Here is a 22,134-nt window from a genome sequence, read left to right as displayed (position 1 = left end):
AACTCAGTCCTTAACTCAAGAGGCCGGGTTGATCTCCGACTTGGTGACCGCACCGGTCGCGTTCAGGCCCCACTTGTCCAGGATCTTCTTGTACGCACCGCTGTCGATCAGCTTCTGGATCGCGCCCTGGACGGCCTTGCCGTAGTCGCCGCTGTTCTTCGGCAGCACGATGCCGTACGGCGCCGTGTCGTACGGCGCGCCGACCGACTCCAGCTGGCCGTTGGTCTGCTTGACCGCGTAGTCGATGACCGGGGAGTCGGCCAGCTCGCCCTGGACGCGCTTGGCGGTGAGGGCGAGGTTGACGTCGGTCTGGGCCTGCAGCTGCGTGACCTCGATGGCGGGCTTGCCCGCGCCGGTGCAGGCGGCGGTCTTCTTGTCGAGGTCCTCGACCTGCGTGGTGCCCTTCTGCACGGCGATCTTCTTGCCGCAGAGGTCGTCCACCTTCAGGCCGTCGGGGTTGCCCTTCAGCACCGCCAGCGACGTGCCCGCGCTGTAGTAGGAGATCATGTCGACCGACTGCAGCCGCTCGGCGTTGATGCTGAACGACGACATGCCCAGCTCGTACTTCTTGGCGCCGATGCCGGGGATGATGCCGTCGAACGAGGAGTTCTGGAACTCCATCTGCACGCCGAGCACCTGGCCGATCGCGGTGCCGAGGTCGACGTCGAAGCCGGTCGCCTTGCCGCCGTCGACGAACTCGTTCGGCGGGTAGCTCTGGTCCTGGCCGACCACGATCTTGCCGTCGGTCTTGACGTCGGCGGGCACCAGCGCGGCGAGCGCATCGTCCTTCGCGACCGTGCCCGCGTCACCCGATCCAGTGCCCGCCGGGGCGGAACTGCTCGAGCCGACGTCTCCGGCACCGCTGCCCCCTGCGCCACAGGCCACGGTCAATCCGACCAGGGCGAAAGCAGGCAGCAGGGCGAGCGCCTTGAGTTGGGGTCCTCGGGCCACGTCGTCACTCCTCGTAGTTCTCAGTTCGTGAGAGCACGCATATTGCCACTCATCCATACCAAAGCACAGCACTGTCGAGTTACGGCGACGTTTCGTCCCGCGCCCACCTGTGCGGGAGTGTCGCGCACGAAGGGGCGCGTGGGTCAGGATGTCGTTCATGAACGCGATCCCGCCCCGGCTGCCCCCGTCCGGTCGACGCGCGAGGAAGGCGACGACCAGCCGGATCACCCGGCCGGGGGCCCGGTTCGACGGGTACCTCTCCCCGGAACGCCCGCACGCCGGCGCGTACGACGAGATGTTCGCGGCCGACGGTTCGGTCCGCGCGCCGTACCGGGCGTTGTACGAGTCGATCGCCGCGCTCGACGCGCACGACCTCAACTCCCGGTCGATCGCGCTGGACCGGGCGATGGTCGACCAGGGCATCACGTTCTCCCTGTCCGGGCAGGAGCGCCCGTTCCCGCTGGACCTGGTGCCGCGGGTGATCCAGGCGGCCGAGTGGTCGAAGCTCGAGCGCGGCGTCGCCCAGCGCGTCCGCGCGCTCGAAGCGTTCCTCGCCGACATCTACGGCGACCGCCTGATCCTGCGCGAGGGCGTGCTGCCGCGCCGGCTGATCACGTCCTGTGAGCACTTCCAGCGGGAGGCGTTCGGCATCAACCCGCCGAACGGCGTCCGCATCCACGTGTCCGGAGTGGACCTGGTGCGCGACGAGGAGGGCACGTTCCGGGTGCTGGAGGACAACCTCCGCAACCCGTCCGGGGTGTCGTACGTGATGGAGAACCGGCGGACGATGGCGCGGGTCTTCCCGGACCTGTTCGCCCAGCACCGCGTCCGGCCGGTCGGCGACTACGCGTCGCACCTGCTCCGGGCGCTGCGCGCGGCGTCCGCGGCGAACGTCGCCGACCCGATGGTCGTCGTGCTCACCCCCGGCGTCCACAACTCGGCGTACTTCGAGCACTCGCTGCTGGCCCGGCTGATGGGCGTCGAACTGGTCGAAGGCCGCGACATGTTCTGCCGCGACAACGTCGTCTACCTGCGGACGACCGAGGGCGAGCGCCAGGTCGACGTCATCTACCGGCGCATCGACGACGAGTTCCTCGATCCGGTGCACTACCGGCCGGACTCGGTGCTCGGCATCGCCGGCGTCCTCAACGCGGCGCGCGCGGGCAACGTCGTCGTCGCGAACGCGGTCGGGAACGGCGTCGGCGACGACAAGCTCGTCTACACCTACGTGCCCGAGATGGTGAAGTACTACCTCAACGAGAAGCCGCTGCTGCCCAACGTGGACACGTTCCGGTGCTGGCTGCCGGACGAGTTCGACCACGTCATGGCGCACCTCGACGAGCTGGTCGTCAAGCCGGTCGAAGGCTCCGGCGGCTACGGGATCGTCTTCGGGCCCGAGGCGACCGCAGCCGAGCTGACGACGCTGCGGCGGAAGGTGCGCGCGAACCGGCGCGGCTGGATCGCGCAACCGGTCGTCCAGCTCTCGACCGTGCCGGCCAAGGTGGAGGACCGGCTGGCGCCGCGGCACGTCGACCTGCGGCCGTTCGCCGTCAACGACGGCAAGGACATCTTTGTCCTGCCCGGCGGGCTGACGCGGGTGGCGCTGCCGGAGGGCAGCCTGGTCGTCAACTCGTCGCAGGGCGGCGGCTCGAAGGACACGTGGGTGCTGACGTCCCGGGCGTCGACCGCCGAGCGCGAGCTCGAACAGCCCGCACTCGGCGCGATGTCCACTGTGGACGGACTGGTCGCCGAACAGGGACCCGAGCTGACGTCGTCCCAGCAACAGCAGCAACAGCAGAGCTAGGGAGGTCCGGATGCTGGCACGCAACGCGGAGTCGCTCTACTGGATCGGCCGGTACGTCGAACGCGCCGACGACACCTCCCGGATCCTCAACGTCTCGGTCCACCAGCTGCTGGAGGACGCGACGGTCGACCCCGACCACGCGAGCCGCCAGCTGCTGGCCGTCCTGGGCATCGAGATCCCCGACGGGGACGCCCTCGACGTCTGGAAGCTGACGGAACTGGTGGCGTACGCGAAGGACAACCCGGCGTCGATCGTCGGCTCGATCAACTCGGCGCGCGAGAACACGCGAGGCGCGCGCGAAGTCGTCTCGACCGAGCTGTGGGAATGCCTGAACGCGACGTGGAACGCGGTCCCGGACCGGCAGCGCTACGCCCGGCGCTCCGGGCCGCACGCGTTCCTGTCGTTCGTGGAGGAGCGCGCGGCGATGTTCGCCGGGCTCGCCGACTCGACGATGAGCCGCGACGACGGCTGGCTGTTCATGGTCCTCGGCCGCTCGATCGAACGCGCCGACATGGTCGTCCGGCTGCTGCTGTCGCGGGTCGCGGACCGCGCGTCCTCACCGGGCTGGATCACGGTGCTGCGCTCGGCCGGCGCGCAGGACACGTACCTGCGGACGTACCGCGGCGCGCTGGACGCGGGTCGCGTGGTGCAGTTCCTGTTGCGGGACACGCTGTTCCCGCGTTCGGTGTTCCACGCGCTGCGGCAGGCGGAGGAGTGCCTGCAGCGGCTCGACCCGGGCGGCGGCGCGCGCAACAACGAGAAGTCCGAGGCCCTGCGCGAACTCGGCCGCGCGCGCAGCGAGCTGGAGTTCCTGCGCCCGGCGGACCTGCTGACCGACCTGCCGCGGCGGCTCGGGACGTTGCAGACGTCGATCAAGGAGATCGGAGAAGCGGTGTCGTTGCAGTACTTCAGCACGTCTCCGTGGGTGGCGTGGAGCGGTGCGGAGGTTTCGCTGTGACGTGGCAGCTGCGGGTGGCGCACCGGACGGGGTACCGGTACGCGACACCGGCGACGCAGTCGTACAACGAGGCGCGCCTGACCCCGCGTTCGGACCGCCGCCAGACGACGGTCGCGACGCGCATCGAGACGACCCCGGCGACGCGCGCGTACCGGTACACGGACTACTGGGGCACGGTCGTGACGTCGTTCGACCTGCACGCGCCGCACACGGAGTTCACGGTGCTGGCGTCATCGGTGGTCGAGACGGCGGACGAAGCCGAGCCGATCCGCACGGCGTCCTGGAAGGACCTGCGTTCGGAGACGGTCGTCGACCACCGCACGGAGTACCTGACCCCGACGGACTACACCCCGCGCGACACGACGTTGGCGCGCGAAGCCCGTTCGCTGCGGAGCGGCCTCGACCCGGCCGAGTCGGTGCTGGCGGTGTGCGAGTGGGTGAACAAGCAGCTGAAGTACCAACCGGGCACAACCGGCGTCCACTCGACGGCGACTGACGCGTGGCAGGCACGCGAAGGCGTGTGCCAGGACTTCGCGCACGTGACGCTGGTGATGCTGCGAGCGATCGGCGTGCCGGCGCGGTACGTGTCGGGGTACTTGCACACGAAGCCGGCCGCGAAGCTCGGCGAGGTGGTGGAGGGCGAGTCCCACGCCTGGGTCGACGTCTGGACGGGCGGCTGGTGGGCGTACGACCCGACGAACGCGATCCCGGTCGGGCCGCGGCACGTGTGGGTGGCGATGGGCCGGGACTATGCGGACGTGGCGCCGTTGAAGGGGATCTTCACCGGGGGTGGGCAGTCCACTCTGGACGTCTCGGTCCACCTGACCCGGCTGGCCTGAGCGGCGCCCTCCGGGGAGAGCGCCGCTCAGGAGGAGATCAACCGCGGGCGTGGGCGTCCAGGATGTGCGCGACGGCCTCGGTGACCCGCTGCGCGTACTCCAGGTGCAGCCACTCGTCCGGCACGTGGATGTTCGAGTCGGATCCGCAGGCGCCGGTCACCAGGAACTGCGCCTCCGGGTACTTGCGGGAGAGCAGGCCCATGAACGGGATCGACCCGCCCATGCCGGTTGCGCGGTGGGGCTGGCCGAAGACCTCGTCGCTGACCGTGCGCAGCGCGTTCGTCAGCCACGGGGACTCGGTCGGTGCGTTCCAGCCGTCCTCTGCCTGCGGGTTGTGACCGAAGGTGACCTTCGCGCCGTACGGGACGTCGGTGGTCAGGGCCTTCTTCACGGCTTCGAGCCCCTTCGCGGCGTCGGCCGTCGGGGGAAGGCGGAAGCTGAGCGTCAACGTCGTGCTCTCGCGCAGGACGTTGCCCGCGTCGGCGGGCTTCGGGAAGCCGTCGGCGCCGATCACCGACAGCGTCGGGCGCCACGCGTTGTTGAGCAGCAGCTCCAGCGCGTCTTCGGTGATCACGCGACCACCCTCGACCAGCGGGAACGCCTTCGCGAGCGCCTCCGGGAAGTCCTTCGAGACGGCCTCGAGCTCCGCCAGCCGGTCCGCCGGGACGTCGACCTTGAGCTCGTCCAGCAGCAGTTCGCCGGTCTCGCTGTCCTCGAGCCGCTCGATCAGCTTCCGCAGCACGCGGAACGAGCTGGCGACGACGCCCGACGCGATGCCGGAGTGCTGCGCCGAGCCGAGCAGCTGGACGTTGACGTCCAGGTGCAGCATCCCGCGCAGGCTCGTGACCAGCCACAACCGCTCGTAGTCGCTGCCGCCGGCGTCGAGGCAGATCACCAGCGACACCTCGCCGATGCGGTCGGCCAGGTACTCGACGTACGCGGGGAGGTCGGGGCTGCCGGACTCCTCGCCGGTCTCCAGGAGCACCACGATCCGGGCGTGCTCGCCGCCGGCGGCGTGGACGGCCTCGATCGCCGTCGTCGCCGCGTAGCCGGAGTAGCCGTCGTCGACGGACCCGCGGCCGTACAGCCGGCCGTCGCGGATCACCGGGGTCCACGGGCCGAGGCCCTCGGACCAGCCGCCGACCGGGGGCTGCTTGTCGAGGTGGCCGTACATCAGGACGGTGCCCTGGTCCGCCGCGCCCGGGGTCGCCGGGACGTCGACGAGCAACAGGGGAGTGCGGCCTTCGAGCTGCACGACGTCCAGCGTCGCCCCGGGCAGGTCGCGCGCGGCGATCCACTCGCGGACGTGCTCGACGGCGGCGGCCAGGTGACCGGTCGTCGCCCACTCGGCGTCGAAGGCCGGGGACAAGGCGGGGATGGCCACCAGCCCGGACAGACTCGGGATGACGTCGTCGGTCCACGACGTCACGACGGATTCACGAACGGATTTCTGCTCCACGTGATCCATGTTGCCATGCACGTCCCGGCGTGCGGCACATCACAACGTCGTCCCCCGACCAGGTGATCACGCTGGTGCACGGCCGGGTGCTCGCGCGGCCACTCCTGGTGAGCGCGCCCACCGGCTACCTACTCTCGTAGGTCCGATGCTCGGGCTTCCTAACGTTTTCCCTGTTCAGACCCCCTTTCTCAGCAACAAATCAGCATCCGTGACTGACCAAGACCACGACCTTCGTGCCAGGATGTCGGCGAGAACCGTCAACGCCGACGGTGACCGAGCGCTTCGGACCCGAAACGCTGGTCCCCGCCGGTGCAGTCGCTGTGGTCGCCACAAGCGGCCGCCAGAGGCACCGACACCGAGGAGCAACGCCCATGCCGTCCGAACAGTGGACGCACCCGGAGCCTGGAGATGGGCCGGCCGCCGTCGCGGCGCAGCCTTCGCCCGAGCAGGTGATCGCCGGATTGCGCGCAACCAGCGAAGGTGGCGCTGAGCTGACTCAGCTGCTCACCCCCGAAGGCGAACGGGTCCCGTCGCCGCAGTTCGACAAGTACGTCGACGACATCGACGACGAAGCCCTCCGCGGCCTGTACCGCGACATGGTGCTCGTCCGCCGCGCGGACCGCGAAGCCAACGCGATGCAGCGCCAGGGCCAGCTCGGCATCTGGGTCCCGCTGCTCGGCCAGGAGGCCGCGCAGATCGGGTCGGGCCGCGCGCTGAAGAAGAACGACATGGCGTTCCCCAGCTATCGCGAGCACGGCGTCGCGTACGCGCGCGGGGTCGACATGAAGGACCTGCTGGGCATCTTCCGCTGCACCGACCACAGCGGCTGGGACTACCAGGGCACGGGCTTCCACCCGTACTGCATCGTGATCGGCAACCAGGTGCTCAACGCCGCCGGGTACGCGATGGGGCAGAAGTTCGAGGGCAAGGTCGGGGACGACGACGGCGAAGCCACGATCTGCTACTTCGGTGACGGCGCGACCTCGCAGGGCGACGTCCACGAAGGATTCGTCTGGGCCGCGGTCTACGACGCGCCGCTGGTGTTCTTCTGCCAGAACAACCAGTGGGCCATCTCGGAGCCGACCGAGCGCCAGTCGCGCCTGCCGCTCTACCAGCGCGCCCGCGGGTACGGCTTCCCCGGCATCCGCGTCGACGGCAACGACGTCCTGGCCTGCCTCGCGGTGTCCCGCTGGGCGCTCGACGAGTGCCGCCACGGCAACGGCCCGGTGCTGATCGAGGCGTTCACCTACCGGATGGACGCGCACACGACGACCGACGACCCGTCGCGCTACCGGCTGTCGGACGAGCTCGAAGAGTGGAAGCTCAAGGACCCGATCGAGCGCGTCCGGGCGTTCCTGGCCCGCAAGGGCGGCGCCGACCACGACTTCTTCGACAAGGTCCAGGCCGAGGCCGACGCCTTCGCCGCCGACCTGCGCGAGTACACGTTCAACATGCCGGAGCCGCCGCCGGAGCGGATCTTCAGCAACGTCTACGCCGAGGGCAACCCGGTGCTGGACGCGCAGCGCGAAGAGTTCCTGTCCTACCTCGACGGCTTCGTATCGGCGGGTGAGCACTGATGACCGACCTCCAGAAACTCACCATCGGCAAGGCGCTCAACCTCGGCCTGCGCCGCGCGATGGAAGAGGACCCCAAGGTCCTGATCATGGGCGAGGACGTCGGCAAGCTCGGCGGCGTCTTCCGGATCACCGACGGCCTGCAGAAGGACTTCGGCGAGCAGCGCGTGCTGGACACGCCGCTCTCGGAGTCCGGCATCATCGGCACCGCGGTCGGCCTGGCCGTGCGCGGGTTCCGGCCGGTGTGCGAGATCCAGTTCGAGGGTTTCATCTTCCCGGGCTTCGACCAAATCTCGTCGCAGCTGGCGAAGCTGCACTACCGGACGCAGGGCAAGGTCAAGATGCCCGTCGTGATCCGGGTGCCGTTCGGCGGCGGGATCGGCGCGGTCGAGCACCACTCGGAGTCGCCGGAGTCGCTCTTCGCGCACATCCCTGGGCTCAAGGTCGTGTCCATTTCGAACGCCGTCGACGCCTACTGGGGCATCCAGCAGGCGGTCAAGTCGGACGACCCGATCCTGTTCTTCGAGCCGAAGCGGCTGTACCACTCGGGTGCGCTGCGCGCGGAGATCGACACCGAAGGCACCCCGTCCAAGGTCTTCTCGTCGCAGGTCGTCCGCGAAGGCACGACGGCGACGGTCGTCGCGTACGGCCCGTCGGTGAAGGTCGCGCTCGACGCGGCCGCCGCGGCCGAAGACGGCGGCCAGTCCCTCGAGGTCATCGACCTGCGCACGCTCTCGCCGCTGGACCTCGGCCCGGTGTTCGAGTCGGTGCGCAAGACCGGCCGGCTGATCGCACTGTCGGAGGCGCCGTCCGAGTCGTCGCTGACCTCGGAGATCGCCGCGCGCGTCCAGCAGGAGTGCTTCTACTCGCTGGAAGCGCCCGTCCTCCGGGTGACCGGGTTCGACACGCCGTACCCGCCGGCCAAGCTCGAGGAGCACTACCTCCCCGACCTGGACCGGGTGCTGCACGCCGTCGACCGCTCGCTCGCCTGGTAAGGGGGATCTCCGCGCAATGCCTACGTACAAACAGTTCCCCCTGGCCGACACGGCCGAGGGGCTGACCGAAGCCGACATCCTGGCCTGGCAGGTGAAGCCGGGCGACACCGTGACGGTCAACCAGATCGTGGTCGAGATCGAGACCGCGAAAGCCGCCGTCGAACTGCCGATCCCCTGGGCCGGCGTCATCACGGAGCTGCTCGTCGAGCCGGGGCAGACGGTGGAGGTCGGCACGCCGATCCTCACCATCGACGTCGACCCCGGCGGAGCAGCCGCTCCGGCCCCGGCCGCCGCTGCTGCCGCGCCTGCCGAAGAAGAAGAGATGAAGCCGCTGGTCGGTTACGGCTCCAAGACAGTCGTCACGCAGCGCCGGGCCCGAAAAGGCGCGGAACCCGCACCTGCTCCGGCCGCTGCGGTCGCCGTCGCCGCGCCTGCGCCTGCTCCTGCTCCTGCTGCTCCCCGCGGCGGGTACGTCCCGCTGGCGAAGCCGCCGGTGCGGAAGCTCGCGAAGGACCTCGGCGTCGACCTGCACGCACTGACCGGCACCGCTTCGGGTGGCGTGATCACCCGCGACGACGTCGAGCGGGCGGCGAACGGCGCTGTCGCGGCGGCCCCGGTGTCCGCTGTGGACAGTGGGTACGACCCGGGCACCCGCGAACGGCGCGTGCCGATCAAGGGCGTCCGCAAGATGACCGCGGCGGCGATGGTGCAGAGCGCGTACACCGCTCCGCACGTCACGGAGTTCCTGACCATCGACGTCACGCCGATGATGGAGTTCCGCGAGAAGCTGAAGAAGTCGCGGGAGTTCGCCGGGGTCAAGGTCACGCCGCTGACGTTCGCGGCGAAGGCCGTGTGCCTGGCGGCGAAGCGCACCCCGGACATCAACGCGGTCTGGGACGACGCGGCGCAGGAGATCGTCTTCAAGGACTACGTGCACCTCGGGATCGCGGCGGCGACGCCGCGCGGCCTGATCGTGCCCAAGGTCCGCGACGCCGATGCGATGTCGCTGAAGGAGCTGGCTGTCGCGTTGACGCAGCTCACGGACGTCGCCCGCGAAGGCAAGACGTCGCCGGCGGACATGGCGAACGGCACGATCACGATCACCAACGTGGGCGTGTTCGGCGTCGACACCGGAACGCCGATCATCAACCCGGGCGAGTCCGCGATCCTGTGCCTCGGCGCGATCAAGGACCAGCCGTGGGTGGTGGACGGCGAGATCAAGGTCCGCAAGGTCCTCCAGCTGTCCCTGAGCTTCGACCACCGCGTGGTCGACGGCCAGCAGGGTTCGGAGTTCCTGGCCGACGTCGGCGCGTTGCTGGCCGACCCGGCGATGGCGATGACGTACTGAGTTTCCGCTGGTAGAGGGCCGCTCCGGGGTTCCGGGGCGGCCCTCTGCGCGTTCGCCGTCGGCATACTCGCTTGACGGAGTGAGTACTCACTCCGCACACTGGTCGCATGACACCAGCACCCGAAACCCGGCGGAGAGCGCCGGGCATGAGCGTCGAAGCCCGGCGCACCATGATCGTGCACGCGGTGCTGCCCCTGCTGATGGAGCACGGCACCAACGTCACGACCAGCCAGATCGCCCGCGCCGCCGGCATCGGCGAGGGCACCATCTTCCGCGCGTTCAAGGACAAGGACGAGCTGTTCGACGCCTGCACCGCCGAGGCGCTACGCCCCGACCACGTCCTCGACGCGATCGCCGAAATCCCCATCGAGCAGCCGCTCGAAGACCGCCTCGTCGAGGCCGCCGACGCGCTCGGCGCGCACCTCGAGCGGATGGGTGCGCTGATGGGCGCCCTGCACGCGTCCGGCCGGCACAAGCACCGCGACCCCGAGCAGCGCCTCAAGGACCGGCGCGGCACGGGGAAGGGCGGCCGCAGCGAGTCGATGGCCGCCATGCGCGGCGCGATCACCGAGCTGTTCGAACCCGAAAAAGACCGGCTGCGGCTGACGCCCGAGCAGCTGGCCGCGTTGTTCCTGACCCTGTTGTTCGGCGGCCGGCGGATGGCACCGGTCGACGACCCCGCCACCACGCGCCAGGTGGTCGACGTCTTCCTGCACGGCGCCGTGGAGGCCAAATGATCCCGGGCGGTGGGGGCGGCATGGAGTTCATGCTGGCTCGGCGAGGAAGACGGCGGCACGCGTCGACGGTCCCGGAAAGCGGGCTCACCGGGCCGGTCGAGATCCCCGAGCCCAAGCCGGAAGACCAGCCGAAGGACCTTCGCTCGCGGCTCAAGCGCGCGAAGACGTCCGTGGCCGGCACGGTCCGCGGCCTGCCGAAGGTCGTGCGGCTGACGTGGCAGGCCAGCCCGGTCCTGACGATCCTCCTGGCGCTGATCACACTGCTGTCGGGCCTCCTGCCGACGGTGACCGCGTACATCGCGAAGCTGCTTCTCGACTCCGTCGTCGCGGCGATCCAGCACCGCGGCACGACGGCCGACATCGTCAACGTCGCGCTGTTCCAGTTCGGCGTGCTCGCCGCGACCGCGATCAGCAGCGCCATGACGTCGATCGCGCAGTCGCTGCTGCAGGAGCGCATGACGCTGACCATCCGCCACCAGGTGATGGCGCACGCGAGCGAACTGCACCTCGCGTACTTCGAGGGCTCGACGTCCTACGACATGCTGCGCCAGGCCGCCCAGGAGGCGCCGACGCGGCCGCTGTCGATGATGAACTCCGCGCTGGGGCTCGTCCGGACGTTGATCACGTTCGGCAGCATGATCGCGCTGCTGGTGGCCGTGAGCCCGCTGCTGGCGCTGGTCGCGCTGCTGGCGCCGATCCCGGCGTTCATCTCGCAGTCGAAGTACGGCTCGCGCGCGTTCTGGCTGACGTTCCTGATGTCGCCGATCAAGCGGCGGATGGACTACCTGTCCTCGCTGGTGACGACGGACACGTACGCCAAGGAGACAAAGCTGTTCGGGCTCGGCCCGTACTTCGTCGACCGGTTCCGCCGGCTCGGCCTCGTGTCGTACGAGCGACAGCGGAAGCTGACGATCAACCGCAACCTGAGCTCGACGTCCTGGGGGCTGCTGAGCACGTTCGCGGGTTCGGCGATCGCGTTGTACATCGCGCTGCAGGCGGTCGGCGGGCACCTCACCCTGGGCGACCTGGCGCTGTACACGGCCGCGGCGACGTCCGTGCAGGCGTCGGTGTCCGGGCTGTTCACGGCGTTTTCGGGGATGTACGAGAACAACCTGTACCTCGACACGCTGTACCGCTTCCTGGACACGAAGCCGGAGATCACGGCACCGCCGTCACCACGGCCCTTTCCATCCACTGTGGACGGTCACATCGAGTTCGACGCGGTGACCTTCGCCTACCCGGGCGCGGACGAGCCGGCGCTCGACAACGTCAGCTTCGAGATCCGCCCGGGCGAGACGGTGGCGGTGGTGGGCCGCAACGGCGCGGGCAAGTCGACGCTGTTCAAGCTGCTCTGCCGCCTCTACGACCCGACCGCCGGCCGGATCCTCCTGGACGGAGTCGACGTCCGCGAGTACGACCCGGTCGAGCTGCGAACGCGGATCAGCGCGATGTTCCAGGACTACGTGACGTACCAGGGAACAGCGGCGGAGAACATCGGCCTCGGCGACTTGACCCGGCTGGAGGACCGCCCCCACATCGAGGATTCGGCCCGCCGAGCGGGCGCGGACGAGCGCATCGAGCGACTGCCGAGCGGCTACGACAGCCCGTTGGGGCGTTGGTTCGACCAAGGAGTCTCGCTGTCCGGCGGCGAGTGGCAGAAGATCGCGCTGGCCCGGGCGTTCCAGCGTGAGGCACCGCTGTTGATCCTGGACGAGCCGACGTCGGCGTTGGACGCGCAGGCCGAGCACGACCTGTTCTCGCGGCTGCGGGAGCTGTCGGAGGGCCGGACGACGCTGTACATCTCGCACCGGTTCTCGACGGTGCGGCAGGCGGAGCGGATCCTGCTGCTGGACCACGGAAAGGTGGCGGAGTACGGAACGCACGAGGAGCTGATGGCGGCGAAGGCCGGGTACGCGGACCTGTTCACGCTTCAAGCGCAGGCGTACCTGGACGAGGTGCCGAGCTAAGAGACGGAGCTTCGGCGGTACTGCGCCGGCAGCGCAGTACCGCCACGGAGCTCAAGGTCGCGCACGGCCAGCCTCTGCGGGCCGGCGTCTTCCGAGGTATCGACCGAGATCGCAACGGTGTCGAGAACCGAGCTCAGGATGGTGATCACCCGATGGCGATCACCTCGCCACGTCAGGTCCAGGCGGCAGCGCACCATACGCACGTGCAAGAAGACCACCCTCGACCATCCCCCACCACCACCGGACCATTCGTACCTCCGGCCCGAAAGGTCGATTTCAAGATCGGCAAAGTCGCACTTTTCGAATTGCAGAGTACCGGCGGAGATCGAGAAATCTTCCAAGTTCACCCGCCGAACTCGGAAGCGGCAACCGTAGAAACCAACGGTCCGCCCGGACAGCTCACCATCGGCGAAGTCCACGACATCTCCGACGAACTCCGCTCCCACGAAGTTGACAGCCGCACGTTCGAACACAACTTCGGCGAAACTGGTTCTGGTGGCGGCGAATCGGGTCCCCTGGAAGCTCAGAAGACCCCTGAACGCTGTCCGGGCGAAGGACGTCAAGCCGCCGCGGAACTCGGCGTTGTCGAAGATGACCGCGCCTTCGAAGCTCAATCCGGCGAAGTCTGCGTTGTCGAGGACGAGACCCGTAAAGTCGAAGTCGAGCGTTCGCCAAGAGGGTTCCACGGTGTCCACCACCCGGTCACGGATGGCACGCAGCACAGCCTTTCGAACCTCACTCTCGCCAGGTTTGTCCGAGTCGCGGGCCAACCGGAGGTAGCCGCACAGCACGTCGATGCAGACCTGCCTCTTGTCCGCCCAGTCGTCCGCCAAGCCGGCCAAGGCGTACACACCGGCGAGGCGGACCGCCGGGCTGTCGTGAGCAAGTTGTTCGGCCCCCGACGAGAGCCGCTCATTGAACCGCTGTACGACCTCTCGTTCGGCGCGGTCGACGTCGAGATCATGCTCGTCCTCCGCGACCCGCTGCTTCCGGTAGTTGACCGCGAGCAGGACGACACCGCCGAACCCCGCGACCACCGACAGCGCGATCTTGAGCAGGTCCAGCATCTGCGGCACGTCGAAGGAGCTGGCCTTTGGGAACTGCGGCCACCCAAGTACCCACAGGAGCCCCGCCGATGCGGTGGTCACGACGAGGATCGCTACGACCAGCCACCCGAGCACCGACGCCGCCATCCGCCGCCGCCGCGTCACCGCAGCTTCCACGGCCTCGGCCTCGCCGTCATTGTCGCGGGCAACGGTCGAGCCACGCCAGGGGTAACGGGCACGCTTCAGGGACCGTCCATGAGAGAAGACGACCGCTGAGAAGAACACCAGAATCGCGACCAAGAAGTAGCGCAGCCAGTCGGACACGACGGGTGACCTTAGCTGCTGGTGTAGGTAGCCGGGAGCAAATCGGACAGGTCGTTCGTTGTGCAGGTATGGCTGTCGCGTTCCTGCTTTACGTCTTCGCCGAGATCGCCGCGATCTGGGCGGTGGGTTCGGCTGTCGGCGTGCTCGGCACGCTGGGCCTCCTCCTCGCCGGCGCGTTCATCGGTTCCTGGCTGGCCCGCCGCGAGGGCGCCAAGGCGATGCGGGCGTTCATGTCCGCCGCTCGGGCCGGGCAGCCGGCGGAGAAGGAACTCACTGACGGGATGCTGGTCGCACTCGGCGGGGTGTTGATCCTGGTGCCGGGGTTCGTCAGTGACGTCCTGGGGTTGCTGCTGATGCTGCCGCCGTCGCGGGCGGTGGCTCGTCGGGTGTGGCTGAAGCGGATGGAGAAGCGGGCGGTGCGGTTCGCCAACCAGCGGCGTGGGCCGGTGATGGTGGTGGACAGTGAAGTGGTCCCGCCTACCGAGCCCCAACCGCGTCGCGACCAGCCGACGGTCATCGAGGGTCGGGTCGTGGAGAACTGACTCGAACCTTGCCACAATGTGCGCGTGGAGCGCTTGAAGACCACATCCGCGGTACGCATCCGGATGAGCAAGCAGAAGTCCCGGAACACCGGGATCGAGATGGCACTACGCAGAATCCTCCACGGCGCGGGCTTCCGCTACCGAGTGCACCGGCGACCGGTCAAAAGAGTGCGGCGGGAGGCGGACCTAGTCTTCGGTCCCGCCCGCGTGGCCGTCTTCGTGGACGGGTGCTTTTGGCACGGGTGTCCGGAGCACGCGACCTGGCCGAAGAACAACGCCGACTTCTGGCGAGAGAAGATCGAGACCAATCGGCGACGCGACGCCGACACCGACGCACGCCTCGACGATGCCGGCTGGCTGGCGCTTCGAATCTGGGAACATGAGACCGCGGAAACCGCGGCTGACCGGGTCATGACCGCGATCCGGGAACGCCGCTGAGAGTCGGGCCAGCTAGTCCACGGATGGCTTGGGGATGTCGAAGTAGCTGGAGAACCGGACCGCCGGGGCGTACTCGCCCTTCACCTTCACCCGGCCCGTCACGAACATCGCTGCCACCGCCGCGTTGCCCGTTGCCATCTTGATGAAGTCGTCCACCGACAGGGTGATCGTGGTGTCCGGGGTTCGGGACAGGTCGGTCGAAGAAACGCACAACCCGTCCTCGATCACCGTCTGGAAACGGTCGTACCCGTCTTCGCCTGCGCCGTCGGAAAAGCGCCAGGAAACCACGAAATCCACGTGGCGTGCGCGTTCCGGCAAGAAGTGCTCGGACATTCGGCGGAATATCTCGTCCAGGAACACCGAACGCAGCTCCGGGTGGTCTGCGATGGCCTTCAGCTGGTCGCGGGAACAGCGGCGGACCACGTCCACCAGGACGTCTGTCGACAGGGAGCTCAGCTCGATGCCCGCTCCGGCCGAGCCCAGCATGTGCAGGGTTTCCAGCACCTGGATGAACTGCTCGGCCGTCAGGTTGGCGAGGACCAGCTTGTCCGCGAACGCGTTGACCGCATGGCCGCCACGAACACTGCGGGGCCGGGAAAGGCGCCACTTCGCTTTTCGGGGCACGGCGACGAACTATACGGGGTGCGGGAGGTCGAAGTATCCGATCAGACCCGCCGCGAAGGCCAAATCGCCCTTGACCTTGATTCTTCCCGTGACGAACAACACCGCCGGCGTCGACTGGTGGGTGATCAGCCGGAAGAAGTCCGCCGGTGCGATCGTGATCGTGACCCTCGGCGACGAGCGCATGTCGCGGCTCACCGTGCACGAGCCGTGCGAAATCGCCGTCTCGTAGCGGTCGTAGCCGCCTTCGCCGGCGCCTCCTGAGAGCCGCCAGTGGACCACCGCGTGCAGGTCGCGGGCGCGGTCGGGCCGAATGTGCGCGCCCATGCGGGCGAAGATCTCGTCCAGCACGCGCTCCCGGAGCGGCCGGTCCGCGACGACGCTCTCGAGCTGCGCGCGCGACGCCGAGGACACCAGGGATGCGAAGCGGGCCGGTTCGACCTTGCTCAGGTCGAACGCCGGGGCGCGCTCCGCCAGCCGCAGGAGCGCCTTCAGCACTCTTCGGAAGTCGTCCTTGCCGAGGTCGCGGGGGTTGACCGCGTCAGCGAGGGCGTTGACGTCGAGGGCGTGCGCTTCGGGACCCACGGGGTCGAGCCGCTCCAGGGCGTCCAGCAGCGCCGCCCCGCGGAGCTCCGCGACCTGATCTGCGCTGGTCATCCCGGCGTTGTCGGCCATGGTCACTCCCTCTCAAGTTACTCACACGTAGGCTACCCGCCAGTAGGTAGGCGGGCAAGCGTGCCGAAATCACCCTCCCGGGGCAACGCCCGGTACCGTCTCCGGGCAGCAACAGGGAGGTCCAGCGTGTCAGAGGATGATCAGCGTCCGCCCGAACGGGCTCGGCGGCTTCCACGCGCCGTGCGCGAGCGGCAGATCCTGGACGCGGCCGTCCAGGTCTTCTCCCGTCACGGCTACCACGCGGCCTCGATGGACGAGATCTCCGACGTCGCGGGCGTCTCGAAGCCGATGATCTACACCTACCTCGGGTCCAAGGAGGACCTGTTCGGTGCGTGCATCCGCCGCGAGGCGACCCGCCTGCTCGAGGCCATCCAGGCCGGCGTGAAGCCCGACCTGCCGCCGGACATGCAGCTCTGGCACGGCCTGCGGTCGTTCTACCGCTTCGTCGCGGAGTACCGCGAGTCGTGGACGGTCCTGCACCGCCAGGCGCTGACCGTCGGCGGCGCGTTCGCCGCGGAGATCACCGACATGCGGGCGCGCGCGATCCAGCTGGTCGCGGCGCTCGTCGTGTCCGCGGGTACCCGCAAGGGCGTCGGCGAGCAGGCCGAGTTCTCCGGCGAGGGGCTGTCCGCGGCGCTGGTCGGGGCGGCCGAGTCGCTGGCCGACTGGGCCCTCGACCACCCCGACATCTCCGACGGCGTCCTGGCGTCGTGGCTGATGAACCTCGTCTGGCTCGGCTTCAACGACCTCATCGAGGGCGAGGTCTGGAAGCCCTCAGAGTGAAGTGATCGTGCCTTCCAGGTGCGGCTTTGCCTTGCTCCACAGCTCGAACGCCCAGCCCTCCGGCGTGGCCCACGACGTGAAGCCCGCCTTGGCCGGGAGCAGCACCGGCTGCTTGAAACGGACGTCGATCGTGAACGCCGACGGCAGCCGGCCTTCGAACGCGGCCAGGGCGTGGGCCTTCGTCCACATCCCGTGGGCGATTGCGCGGGGGAAGCCGAACAGGCGCGCTGTCAGCGGGTGCAGGTGGATCGGGTTGCGGTCGCCCGAGACCTCCGCATAACGCCGGCCGATGTCTCCTGGGATGCGCCAGATCGCGTCCGGGGTCGGTGGGGCCAGCTGGTCGCGGCGTGAGGAAGAAGAGCCACCGCCGCGACGCAGGTACGTGCTCACGTCGATCCACACCAGGTCGTCGCCGGCCCAAGCTTCGCTGACGACGTCGAACTGACGGCCCTTCTCGTGCGGGCGCAGGTTCTCCGCGCGCACCCGGATCGTCAGTGGCTCGCCCAGGCGCAGGGCGCGGTGCTGGGTGATGCGGTTCGCCACGTGGACCATGCCGAGCAGCGGGAACGGGAATCCCGACTCGGTCATCAGCGCCATCTGCAGCGGGAACGCCAGCATGTGCGGGTACGTCGCCGGCAGCTCGTCGCTCAGCCGGAAGCCGCACACCGTGTTGTACGCCGCCAGGTGCGCCGGGTCGACGACGACGCCCGTGCGGACCAGCTCCGTGTCGGGCAGCGAAGAGCCCGTTTTGCGAAAGCCGAGCAGTGCCTTCGGGTACAGCGTCGCCAGGCTCGGCGTGCTGTCGAGTTCGCGGATCACCACGTCAGGCCCCCAGCAGGGCCTGGCCGCAGACGCGGACCACGTTGCCGTTCACCGCGGCCGACGCCGGGTTCGCGTACCAGGCGATCGTCTCGGCGACGTCGACCGGCAGCCCGCCCTGGCCGAGGCTCGACAGCCGCCGCCCGGCCTCGCGGATGAACAGCGGGACCGCCGCCGTCATCTTCGTCTCGATGAACCCCGGCGCGACGGCGTTGATCGTGCCGCCGTACGCCGCGAGCTGCGGCGCGCCGACGTTCACCATGCCGATCACGCCCGCCTTGGACGTCGCGTAGTTCGCCTGGCCGACGTTGCCGGCGATGCCCGCGATCGACGATACGCCGATGATGCGGCCGTTCTCCCGCAGGATCTTGTCGCCGAGCAGCTTGTCGTTCACCGCGAGCTGGGACGCCAGGTTCACCGCGATCACCGAGTCCCACGCGCTCTCGCTCATGTTGCCGAGCGTCTTGTCGCGCGTGATGCCCGCGTTGTGCACGACGACGTCGACACCGCCGTGACGCTCCTTCAGGTACTCCGCGAGCTTCGCGGGCGCGCTCGGCGAAGTGATGTCGAGCTGCAGCGACGACCCGCCGATCTTGTTCGCCACCTTGGACAGGTCGGCGCCCTGGGCGGGGATGTCGAGCGCGACGACGTGCGCGCCGTCGCGGGCCAGCACCTCGGCGATCGCCGCGCCGATGCCGCGGGACGCGCCGGTGACCAGCGCGACCTTGCCGTCGAGGGGCTTCTCCCAGTTCGACGGCGCGACGGCCGTCTTGCCCTCGGCGCCGATCCGGATGACCTGGGCGTCGACGAACGCGGACTTCGCGGAGAGCAGGAAACGCAGTGTCGACTCCGTCGCCTCTTCGGCGCCTTCGGCGACGTACACGAGCTGAGCCGTCGCGCCGCGCTTCAGCTCCTTGCCGACGGAGCGTACGAAGCCCTCGAGAGCGCGCTGGGCGATCCGCTCGCGCCCCTCGACCTGCTCCGGCGGCGTGCCCAGGACGACGACGCGGCCGGACGGCCCGACGCTGCGGATCACCGGGTGGAAGAAGTCGTAGACCGCGCGCAGCTGACCGGGCTCGGTGACGCCGGTGGCGTCGAAGACGAGCGCCGCGTGCCGGTCACCCGAAGTGGTGACGACGTCGACGCCGGCGTCGGCCAGCTGGTCACGAAGGGTTTTTTCGAGCCGTCCACCGGGCGCGGCACCCAGGAGTGCGGGACCCTCGAGAGCGGGCTGTCCGGGCTTGTACCGGCGCAGTGTGGCGGGGTTGGGCAGGCCGAGCTTCGGCACCACGAACTTCCCCAACGGGGTTTTCGTGAACTGCTGGTACCTGTCCGCCATCGAATGCCTCCCGTGCAGTCTGCGTCACGTCGCAGTCTAACCTACTTGTGAGTAGGTTACAGTGTGAGAGAGCCGACCAGAGAGGTGACGTTCATGCCGCCGAAACCGCGACATTCAAAAGAGGCACCTGCCGTTCGCAAGGTCGCGATCATCGGGGGCAACCGGATCCCCTTCGCGCGGTCCAACGGCCCGTACGCGAAGGCGTCGAACCAGGACATGTTCACCGCCGCGCTCGACGGTCTGGTCAGCCGCTTCTCGTTGCAGGGCGAGCTGATCGGCGAGGTCGCGGCCGGCGCCGTGCTCAAGCACTCGAAGGACTTCAACCTGGCCCGCGAGAGCGTGCTCGGCAGCAAGCTCTCGCCCGCGACACCCGCGTCCGACGTCCAGATGGCGTGCGGCACCGGCCTGCAGGCGATCGTCAACGTCGCGAACAAGATCGCGCTCGGCCAGATCGACTCGGCCATCGCCGGCGGCGTCGACACCACGAGCGACGCGCCGCTGGCCGTCAACGAGGACCTGCGGCAGATCCTCATCCAGCTCAACAGCGCCAAGACGCTCGGCGACCGGCTGAAGCTCGTCGCGAAGATCCGCCCTGGGCACATCGTCCCGGCGATCCCGCGCAACGAGGAGCCGCGCACCGGCCTCTCGATGGGCGAGCACGCGGCGCTCACCGCGAAGATCTGGGAGATCACCCGCGAGGCGCAGGACGAGCTGGCCGCGGCCAGCCACCAGCACCTCGCCGCCGCCTACGACCGCGGGTTCTTCGACGACCTCGTGACGCCGTTCCTCAAGCTCGCGCGCGACCAGAACCTGCGCGCCGACTCGACCGCGGAGAAGCTCGCCAAGCTCAAGCCGGCCTTCGGCGGCCCCGGCGGCACGATGACCGCGGGCAACTCGACGCCGCTGACCGACGGCGCGTCGACCGTCCTGCTCGCCACCGACGAGTGGGCGAAGGCGCACAAGCTGCCGGTGCTGGCGTACCTGACGTTCTCGCAGACCGCGGCCGTCGACTACGTGCACGGCGAGGAGGGCCTGCTGATGGCGCCCGCCTACGCCGTGCCGCGGATGCTCACGCGGGCCGGGCTTTCACTGCAGGACTTCGACTTCTACGAGATCCACGAGGCGTTCGCGTCGCAGGTACTGGCCACGCTCAAGGCGTGGGAGGACCCGGCGTTCGCCAAGGAGAAGCTGGAGCTGGACGCGCCGCTCGGGGCGATCGACCGGGCGAAGCTCAACGTCAACGGCTCTTCGCTGGCGGCCGGGCACCCGTTCGCCGCGACCGGCGGCCGGATCGTCGCGACGCTGGCGAAGCTGCTGCACGAGAAGGGATCCGGCCGCGGCCTGATCTCGATCTGCGCGGCGGGCGGCCAGGGCGTCACCGCGATCCTGGAGAAGTAGCGGACACGCAAAAGGGCCGCCCCTCGCGAGGGGCGGCCCTTTTCGCGCATCAGTTGGGGAGCGCCTTCTGGGCCCGCTTCGCGAGCTTGTTCGCGCGCTTCTCGGCCTTGCGGCTCAGCTTCCCGGCGGCAGCGCCGACGTCCTTCGCGGCGTGACGCGCGCGCCAGGCCGCCGACGGCTTCCCGTGCGTGTCGCCGACCGCGAGCAGCAGGCCGCCGGCCACGCTCGCGTTCTTGAAGAACTGGATCTTCTGCTTCTGCCGCTCGCCCGGGTCCTTGATGGTCCAGAAGCTGTGCGCGGCGAGCGTCGTCGGCACCAGGCTGCCGAGCAGCAGCCCGGCCGCGAGCCGCGGCGCCTTGCCGGACGCGAGCGCGAGGCCGGCGCCGATCTTCACGGCGGCGTCGATGCGGACGAGCGTCACCGGATCGCGCGGAACCTGCTCCGGCACGACGTCGCCGACCTTCTCGAACGCGCTGTTGAGGAAGGGTTCCGCCGCCTTCGCGTGCCCTTCGGCCTGCCTCATCGCATTGATTCCGCCCGTCACGAAGATCGTGGCGAGCAGGGGACGAGCCACTCGACGGAGTATCACGGTCATTGCCTTCCTCGTACGGGCCGCTGCCTGGTCGAACCTACCGCTTGGGTGCCCGCTCGTCCCGTCGTCGAATCCTCATCGGGGTTTCTGCGCGAATATCACCGAGTTGCTAGAGAGCACTAGAAAGCTTTAGCGCTTGACCTTGACGCAGCGTCAACTTCTATCGTCGAAGGCATGGAGTGGTCGATCCAGGACATCGCCCGCTCGGCCGGGACCACGAGCCGGACGCTGCGCCACTACGGCGCGGTCGGTCTGCTCGAACCCAGCCGCGTCGGCAGCAACGGCTACCGCTACTACGACGAGCAGGCGCTCGTCCGGCTGCAGCGGATCCTGTTGCTGCGCGAACTCGGCCTCGGGCTCGAGGCCATCGCGGAGGTCCTGGACGGGCAACGCGACCGCGTCGCGGCGCTCGAGACCCACCTGGAGCTGCTCGAACAGGAGCGGCGGCGGATCGGACGGCAGATCGATTCGGTCCGGACCACGCTACGGAAACTGAAGGGAGGTGAACGGCTGATGGCAGAAGAAGTCTTCGACGGCTTCGACCACACGCAGTACGAGAAGGAGGTCACCGAGCGCTGGGGCGCTGACGCGTACCGCCGCGGCGACCAGTGGTGGAGCTCGTTGTCCGCAGAAGAGAAGAAGGCCCACCAGCAGGAGCAGCTGGACATCAGCGCGGCGTTCGGCGCGGCCCACGCGGCCGGGCAAGCGGTGGATTCCGACGACGTCCAGGCGATCACGCGGCGGCTGCACGCGTGGCTCAAGCCGGCGGTGTCGTCGGTGTCCGCGGGGTACTTCGCGGGCTTGGGCCGGCTGTACGTCGACGACCCGCGTTACGGGTTCGAAGGCCCGGGCGCGGAATTCGTCCGCGACGCGATGAAGATCTACGCGGAACGGAACCTGGCCGACTAGCGCGACGTCGTAGTGC

General features: G+C 69.1%; 21 protein-coding genes. 13 read left to right on the top strand and 8 right to left on the bottom strand.

All coding sequences use genetic code 11. From position 1 onward, the window contains the following. Positions 1–15: 15 nt before the first annotated feature. Positions 16–951 (bottom strand): ABC transporter substrate-binding protein, encoded by a 936-nt coding sequence (locus ACZ7OU_RS07040; protein ID WP_470254493.1) that lies wholly within the window; start codon positions 949–951, stop codon positions 16–18. Between the two features lie 148 nt (positions 952–1,099). Here ACZ7OU_RS07040 and ACZ7OU_RS07035 point away from each other — a divergent pair, with 148 nt between their 5' ends. The 3 genes from ACZ7OU_RS07035 to ACZ7OU_RS07025 are packed head-to-tail and all read left to right on the top strand — an operon-like array spanning position 1,100 to position 4,552. Then, positions 1,100–2,755 carry a circularly permuted type 2 ATP-grasp protein gene (locus tag ACZ7OU_RS07035; RefSeq protein ID WP_470254492.1) on the top strand — a complete coding sequence of 552 codons (1,656 nt, stop codon included), beginning with the start codon at positions 1,100–1,102 and terminating at the stop codon, positions 2,753–2,755. Between the two features lie 10 nt (positions 2,756–2,765). Then, positions 2,766–3,713: an alpha-E domain-containing protein gene (locus tag ACZ7OU_RS07030; protein ID WP_470240269.1), complete on the top strand. Its 948-nt coding sequence runs from the start codon at positions 2,766–2,768 to the stop codon at positions 3,711–3,713. Continuing rightward, on the top strand, positions 3,710–4,552 hold the full coding sequence (locus ACZ7OU_RS07025; protein ID WP_470254491.1) for a transglutaminase family protein: 843 nt from the start codon (positions 3,710–3,712) through the stop codon (positions 4,550–4,552). Before ACZ7OU_RS07030 ends, ACZ7OU_RS07025 begins: the two co-directional genes overlap by 4 nt. Positions 4,553–4,589: 37 nt before the next feature. On the opposite strand, the gene ACZ7OU_RS07020 is transcribed toward ACZ7OU_RS07025, so the two are convergent. Continuing rightward, entirely contained in the window at positions 4,590–6,011 is a 1,422-nt protein-coding gene (locus ACZ7OU_RS07020; RefSeq protein ID WP_470254490.1) for a M20/M25/M40 family metallo-hydrolase, read from the bottom strand. A 371-nt stretch (positions 6,012–6,382) separates the two neighbouring features. On the opposite strand from ACZ7OU_RS07020, the gene pdhA reads away from it, so the two are divergent. From pdhA to ACZ7OU_RS06995, 5 genes are all read left to right on the top strand, one after another. After that, positions 6,383–7,588 (top strand): pyruvate dehydrogenase (acetyl-transferring) E1 component subunit alpha, encoded by a 1,206-nt coding sequence (gene pdhA, locus ACZ7OU_RS07015; RefSeq protein ID WP_470240266.1) that lies wholly within the window; start codon positions 6,383–6,385, stop codon positions 7,586–7,588. Then, positions 7,588–8,580 carry an alpha-ketoacid dehydrogenase subunit beta gene (locus ACZ7OU_RS07010; RefSeq protein ID WP_470254489.1) on the top strand — a complete coding sequence of 331 codons (993 nt, stop codon included), beginning with the start codon at positions 7,588–7,590 and terminating at the stop codon, positions 8,578–8,580. Before pdhA ends, ACZ7OU_RS07010 begins: the two co-directional genes overlap by 1 nt. A 16-nt stretch (positions 8,581–8,596) precedes the next feature. Continuing rightward, the gene (locus ACZ7OU_RS07005; protein ID WP_470254488.1) at positions 8,597–9,928 is read left to right on the top strand and encodes a dihydrolipoamide acetyltransferase family protein; all 1,332 of its coding nucleotides are present in this window, start codon (positions 8,597–8,599) and stop codon (positions 9,926–9,928) included. Between the two features lie 146 nt (positions 9,929–10,074). Beyond that, the gene (locus ACZ7OU_RS07000; protein ID WP_470240262.1) at positions 10,075–10,665 is read left to right on the top strand and encodes a TetR/AcrR family transcriptional regulator; all 591 of its coding nucleotides are present in this window, start codon (positions 10,075–10,077) and stop codon (positions 10,663–10,665) included. A 20-nt stretch (positions 10,666–10,685) separates the two neighbouring features. Further along, positions 10,686–12,632, top strand: coding sequence for an ABC transporter ATP-binding protein (locus ACZ7OU_RS06995; protein ID WP_470240796.1), 1,947 nt, complete (start codon positions 10,686–10,688; stop codon positions 12,630–12,632). Here the strand turns inward: ACZ7OU_RS06995 and ACZ7OU_RS06990 are convergent. Beyond that, positions 12,629–14,002 carry a pentapeptide repeat-containing protein gene (locus tag ACZ7OU_RS06990; RefSeq protein WP_470254487.1) on the bottom strand — a complete coding sequence of 458 codons (1,374 nt, stop codon included), beginning with the start codon at positions 14,000–14,002 and terminating at the stop codon, positions 12,629–12,631. The genes ACZ7OU_RS06995 and ACZ7OU_RS06990 overlap by 4 nt on opposite strands. Positions 14,003–14,070: 68 nt before the next feature. Between ACZ7OU_RS06990 and ACZ7OU_RS06985 the strand changes: the two genes are divergently transcribed. Both ACZ7OU_RS06985 and ACZ7OU_RS06980 read left to right on the top strand, forming a co-directional pair. Then, positions 14,071–14,544 (top strand): FxsA family protein, encoded by a 474-nt coding sequence (locus tag ACZ7OU_RS06985; protein ID WP_470254486.1) that lies wholly within the window; start codon positions 14,071–14,073, stop codon positions 14,542–14,544. Positions 14,545–14,568: 24 nt separating this feature from the next. After that, on the top strand, positions 14,569–14,982 hold the full coding sequence (locus tag ACZ7OU_RS06980; protein ID WP_470254485.1) for a very short patch repair endonuclease: 414 nt from the start codon (positions 14,569–14,571) through the stop codon (positions 14,980–14,982). Between the two features lie 12 nt (positions 14,983–14,994). Here ACZ7OU_RS06980 and ACZ7OU_RS06975 read toward each other — a convergent pair whose 3' ends face one another. Together ACZ7OU_RS06975 and ACZ7OU_RS06970 are read right to left on the bottom strand one after the other, a co-directional pair. After that, entirely contained in the window at positions 14,995–15,606 is a 612-nt protein-coding gene (locus tag ACZ7OU_RS06975) for an SCP2 sterol-binding domain-containing protein (RefSeq protein WP_470254484.1), read from the bottom strand. 9 nt (positions 15,607–15,615) lie between these two features. After that, complete coding sequence (locus tag ACZ7OU_RS06970) at positions 15,616–16,278, bottom strand: SCP2 sterol-binding domain-containing protein (RefSeq protein ID WP_470254483.1); 663 nt, start codon at positions 16,276–16,278, stop codon at positions 15,616–15,618. Positions 16,279–16,404: 126 nt separating this feature from the next. Between ACZ7OU_RS06970 and ACZ7OU_RS06965 the strand changes: the two genes are divergently transcribed. Beyond that, positions 16,405–17,061: a TetR/AcrR family transcriptional regulator gene (locus ACZ7OU_RS06965; protein WP_285477575.1), complete on the top strand. Its 657-nt coding sequence runs from the start codon at positions 16,405–16,407 to the stop codon at positions 17,059–17,061. On the opposite strand, the gene ACZ7OU_RS06960 is transcribed toward ACZ7OU_RS06965, so the two are convergent. Both ACZ7OU_RS06960 and ACZ7OU_RS06955 read right to left on the bottom strand, forming a co-directional pair. Beyond that, positions 17,053–17,883: a MaoC family dehydratase gene (locus ACZ7OU_RS06960; RefSeq protein ID WP_470240247.1), complete on the bottom strand. Its 831-nt coding sequence runs from the start codon at positions 17,881–17,883 to the stop codon at positions 17,053–17,055. The two genes, ACZ7OU_RS06965 and ACZ7OU_RS06960, sit on opposite strands and share 9 nt — an antisense overlap. 1 nt (position 17,884) lies before the next feature. Further along, positions 17,885–19,219, bottom strand: a complete 1,335-nt coding sequence (locus ACZ7OU_RS06955; RefSeq protein WP_470254482.1) for a 3-oxoacyl-ACP reductase — start codon at positions 19,217–19,219, stop codon at positions 17,885–17,887. 93 nt (positions 19,220–19,312) lie between these two features. On the opposite strand from ACZ7OU_RS06955, the gene ACZ7OU_RS06950 reads away from it, so the two are divergent. Further along, on the top strand, positions 19,313–20,617 hold the full coding sequence (locus ACZ7OU_RS06950; protein WP_470254481.1) for an acetyl-CoA C-acetyltransferase: 1,305 nt from the start codon (positions 19,313–19,315) through the stop codon (positions 20,615–20,617). Positions 20,618–20,666: 49 nt separating this feature from the next. Here ACZ7OU_RS06950 and ACZ7OU_RS06945 read toward each other — a convergent pair whose 3' ends face one another. Beyond that, the gene (locus ACZ7OU_RS06945) at positions 20,667–21,212 is read right to left on the bottom strand and encodes a DoxX family membrane protein (protein ID WP_470254480.1); all 546 of its coding nucleotides are present in this window, start codon (positions 21,210–21,212) and stop codon (positions 20,667–20,669) included. A gap of 171 nt (positions 21,213–21,383) precedes the next feature. Between ACZ7OU_RS06945 and ACZ7OU_RS06940 the strand changes: the two genes are divergently transcribed. After that, positions 21,384–22,118 carry a MerR family transcriptional regulator gene (locus ACZ7OU_RS06940; RefSeq protein ID WP_470254479.1) on the top strand — a complete coding sequence of 245 codons (735 nt, stop codon included), beginning with the start codon at positions 21,384–21,386 and terminating at the stop codon, positions 22,116–22,118. Positions 22,119–22,134: the final 16 nt, after the last annotated feature.

It is taken from the genome of Amycolatopsis sp. NPDC114505 (assembly GCF_055633615.1).
Note: the sequence above shows the minus strand (reverse complement) of the source record. Positions and strands in the feature narration are given on the sequence as shown.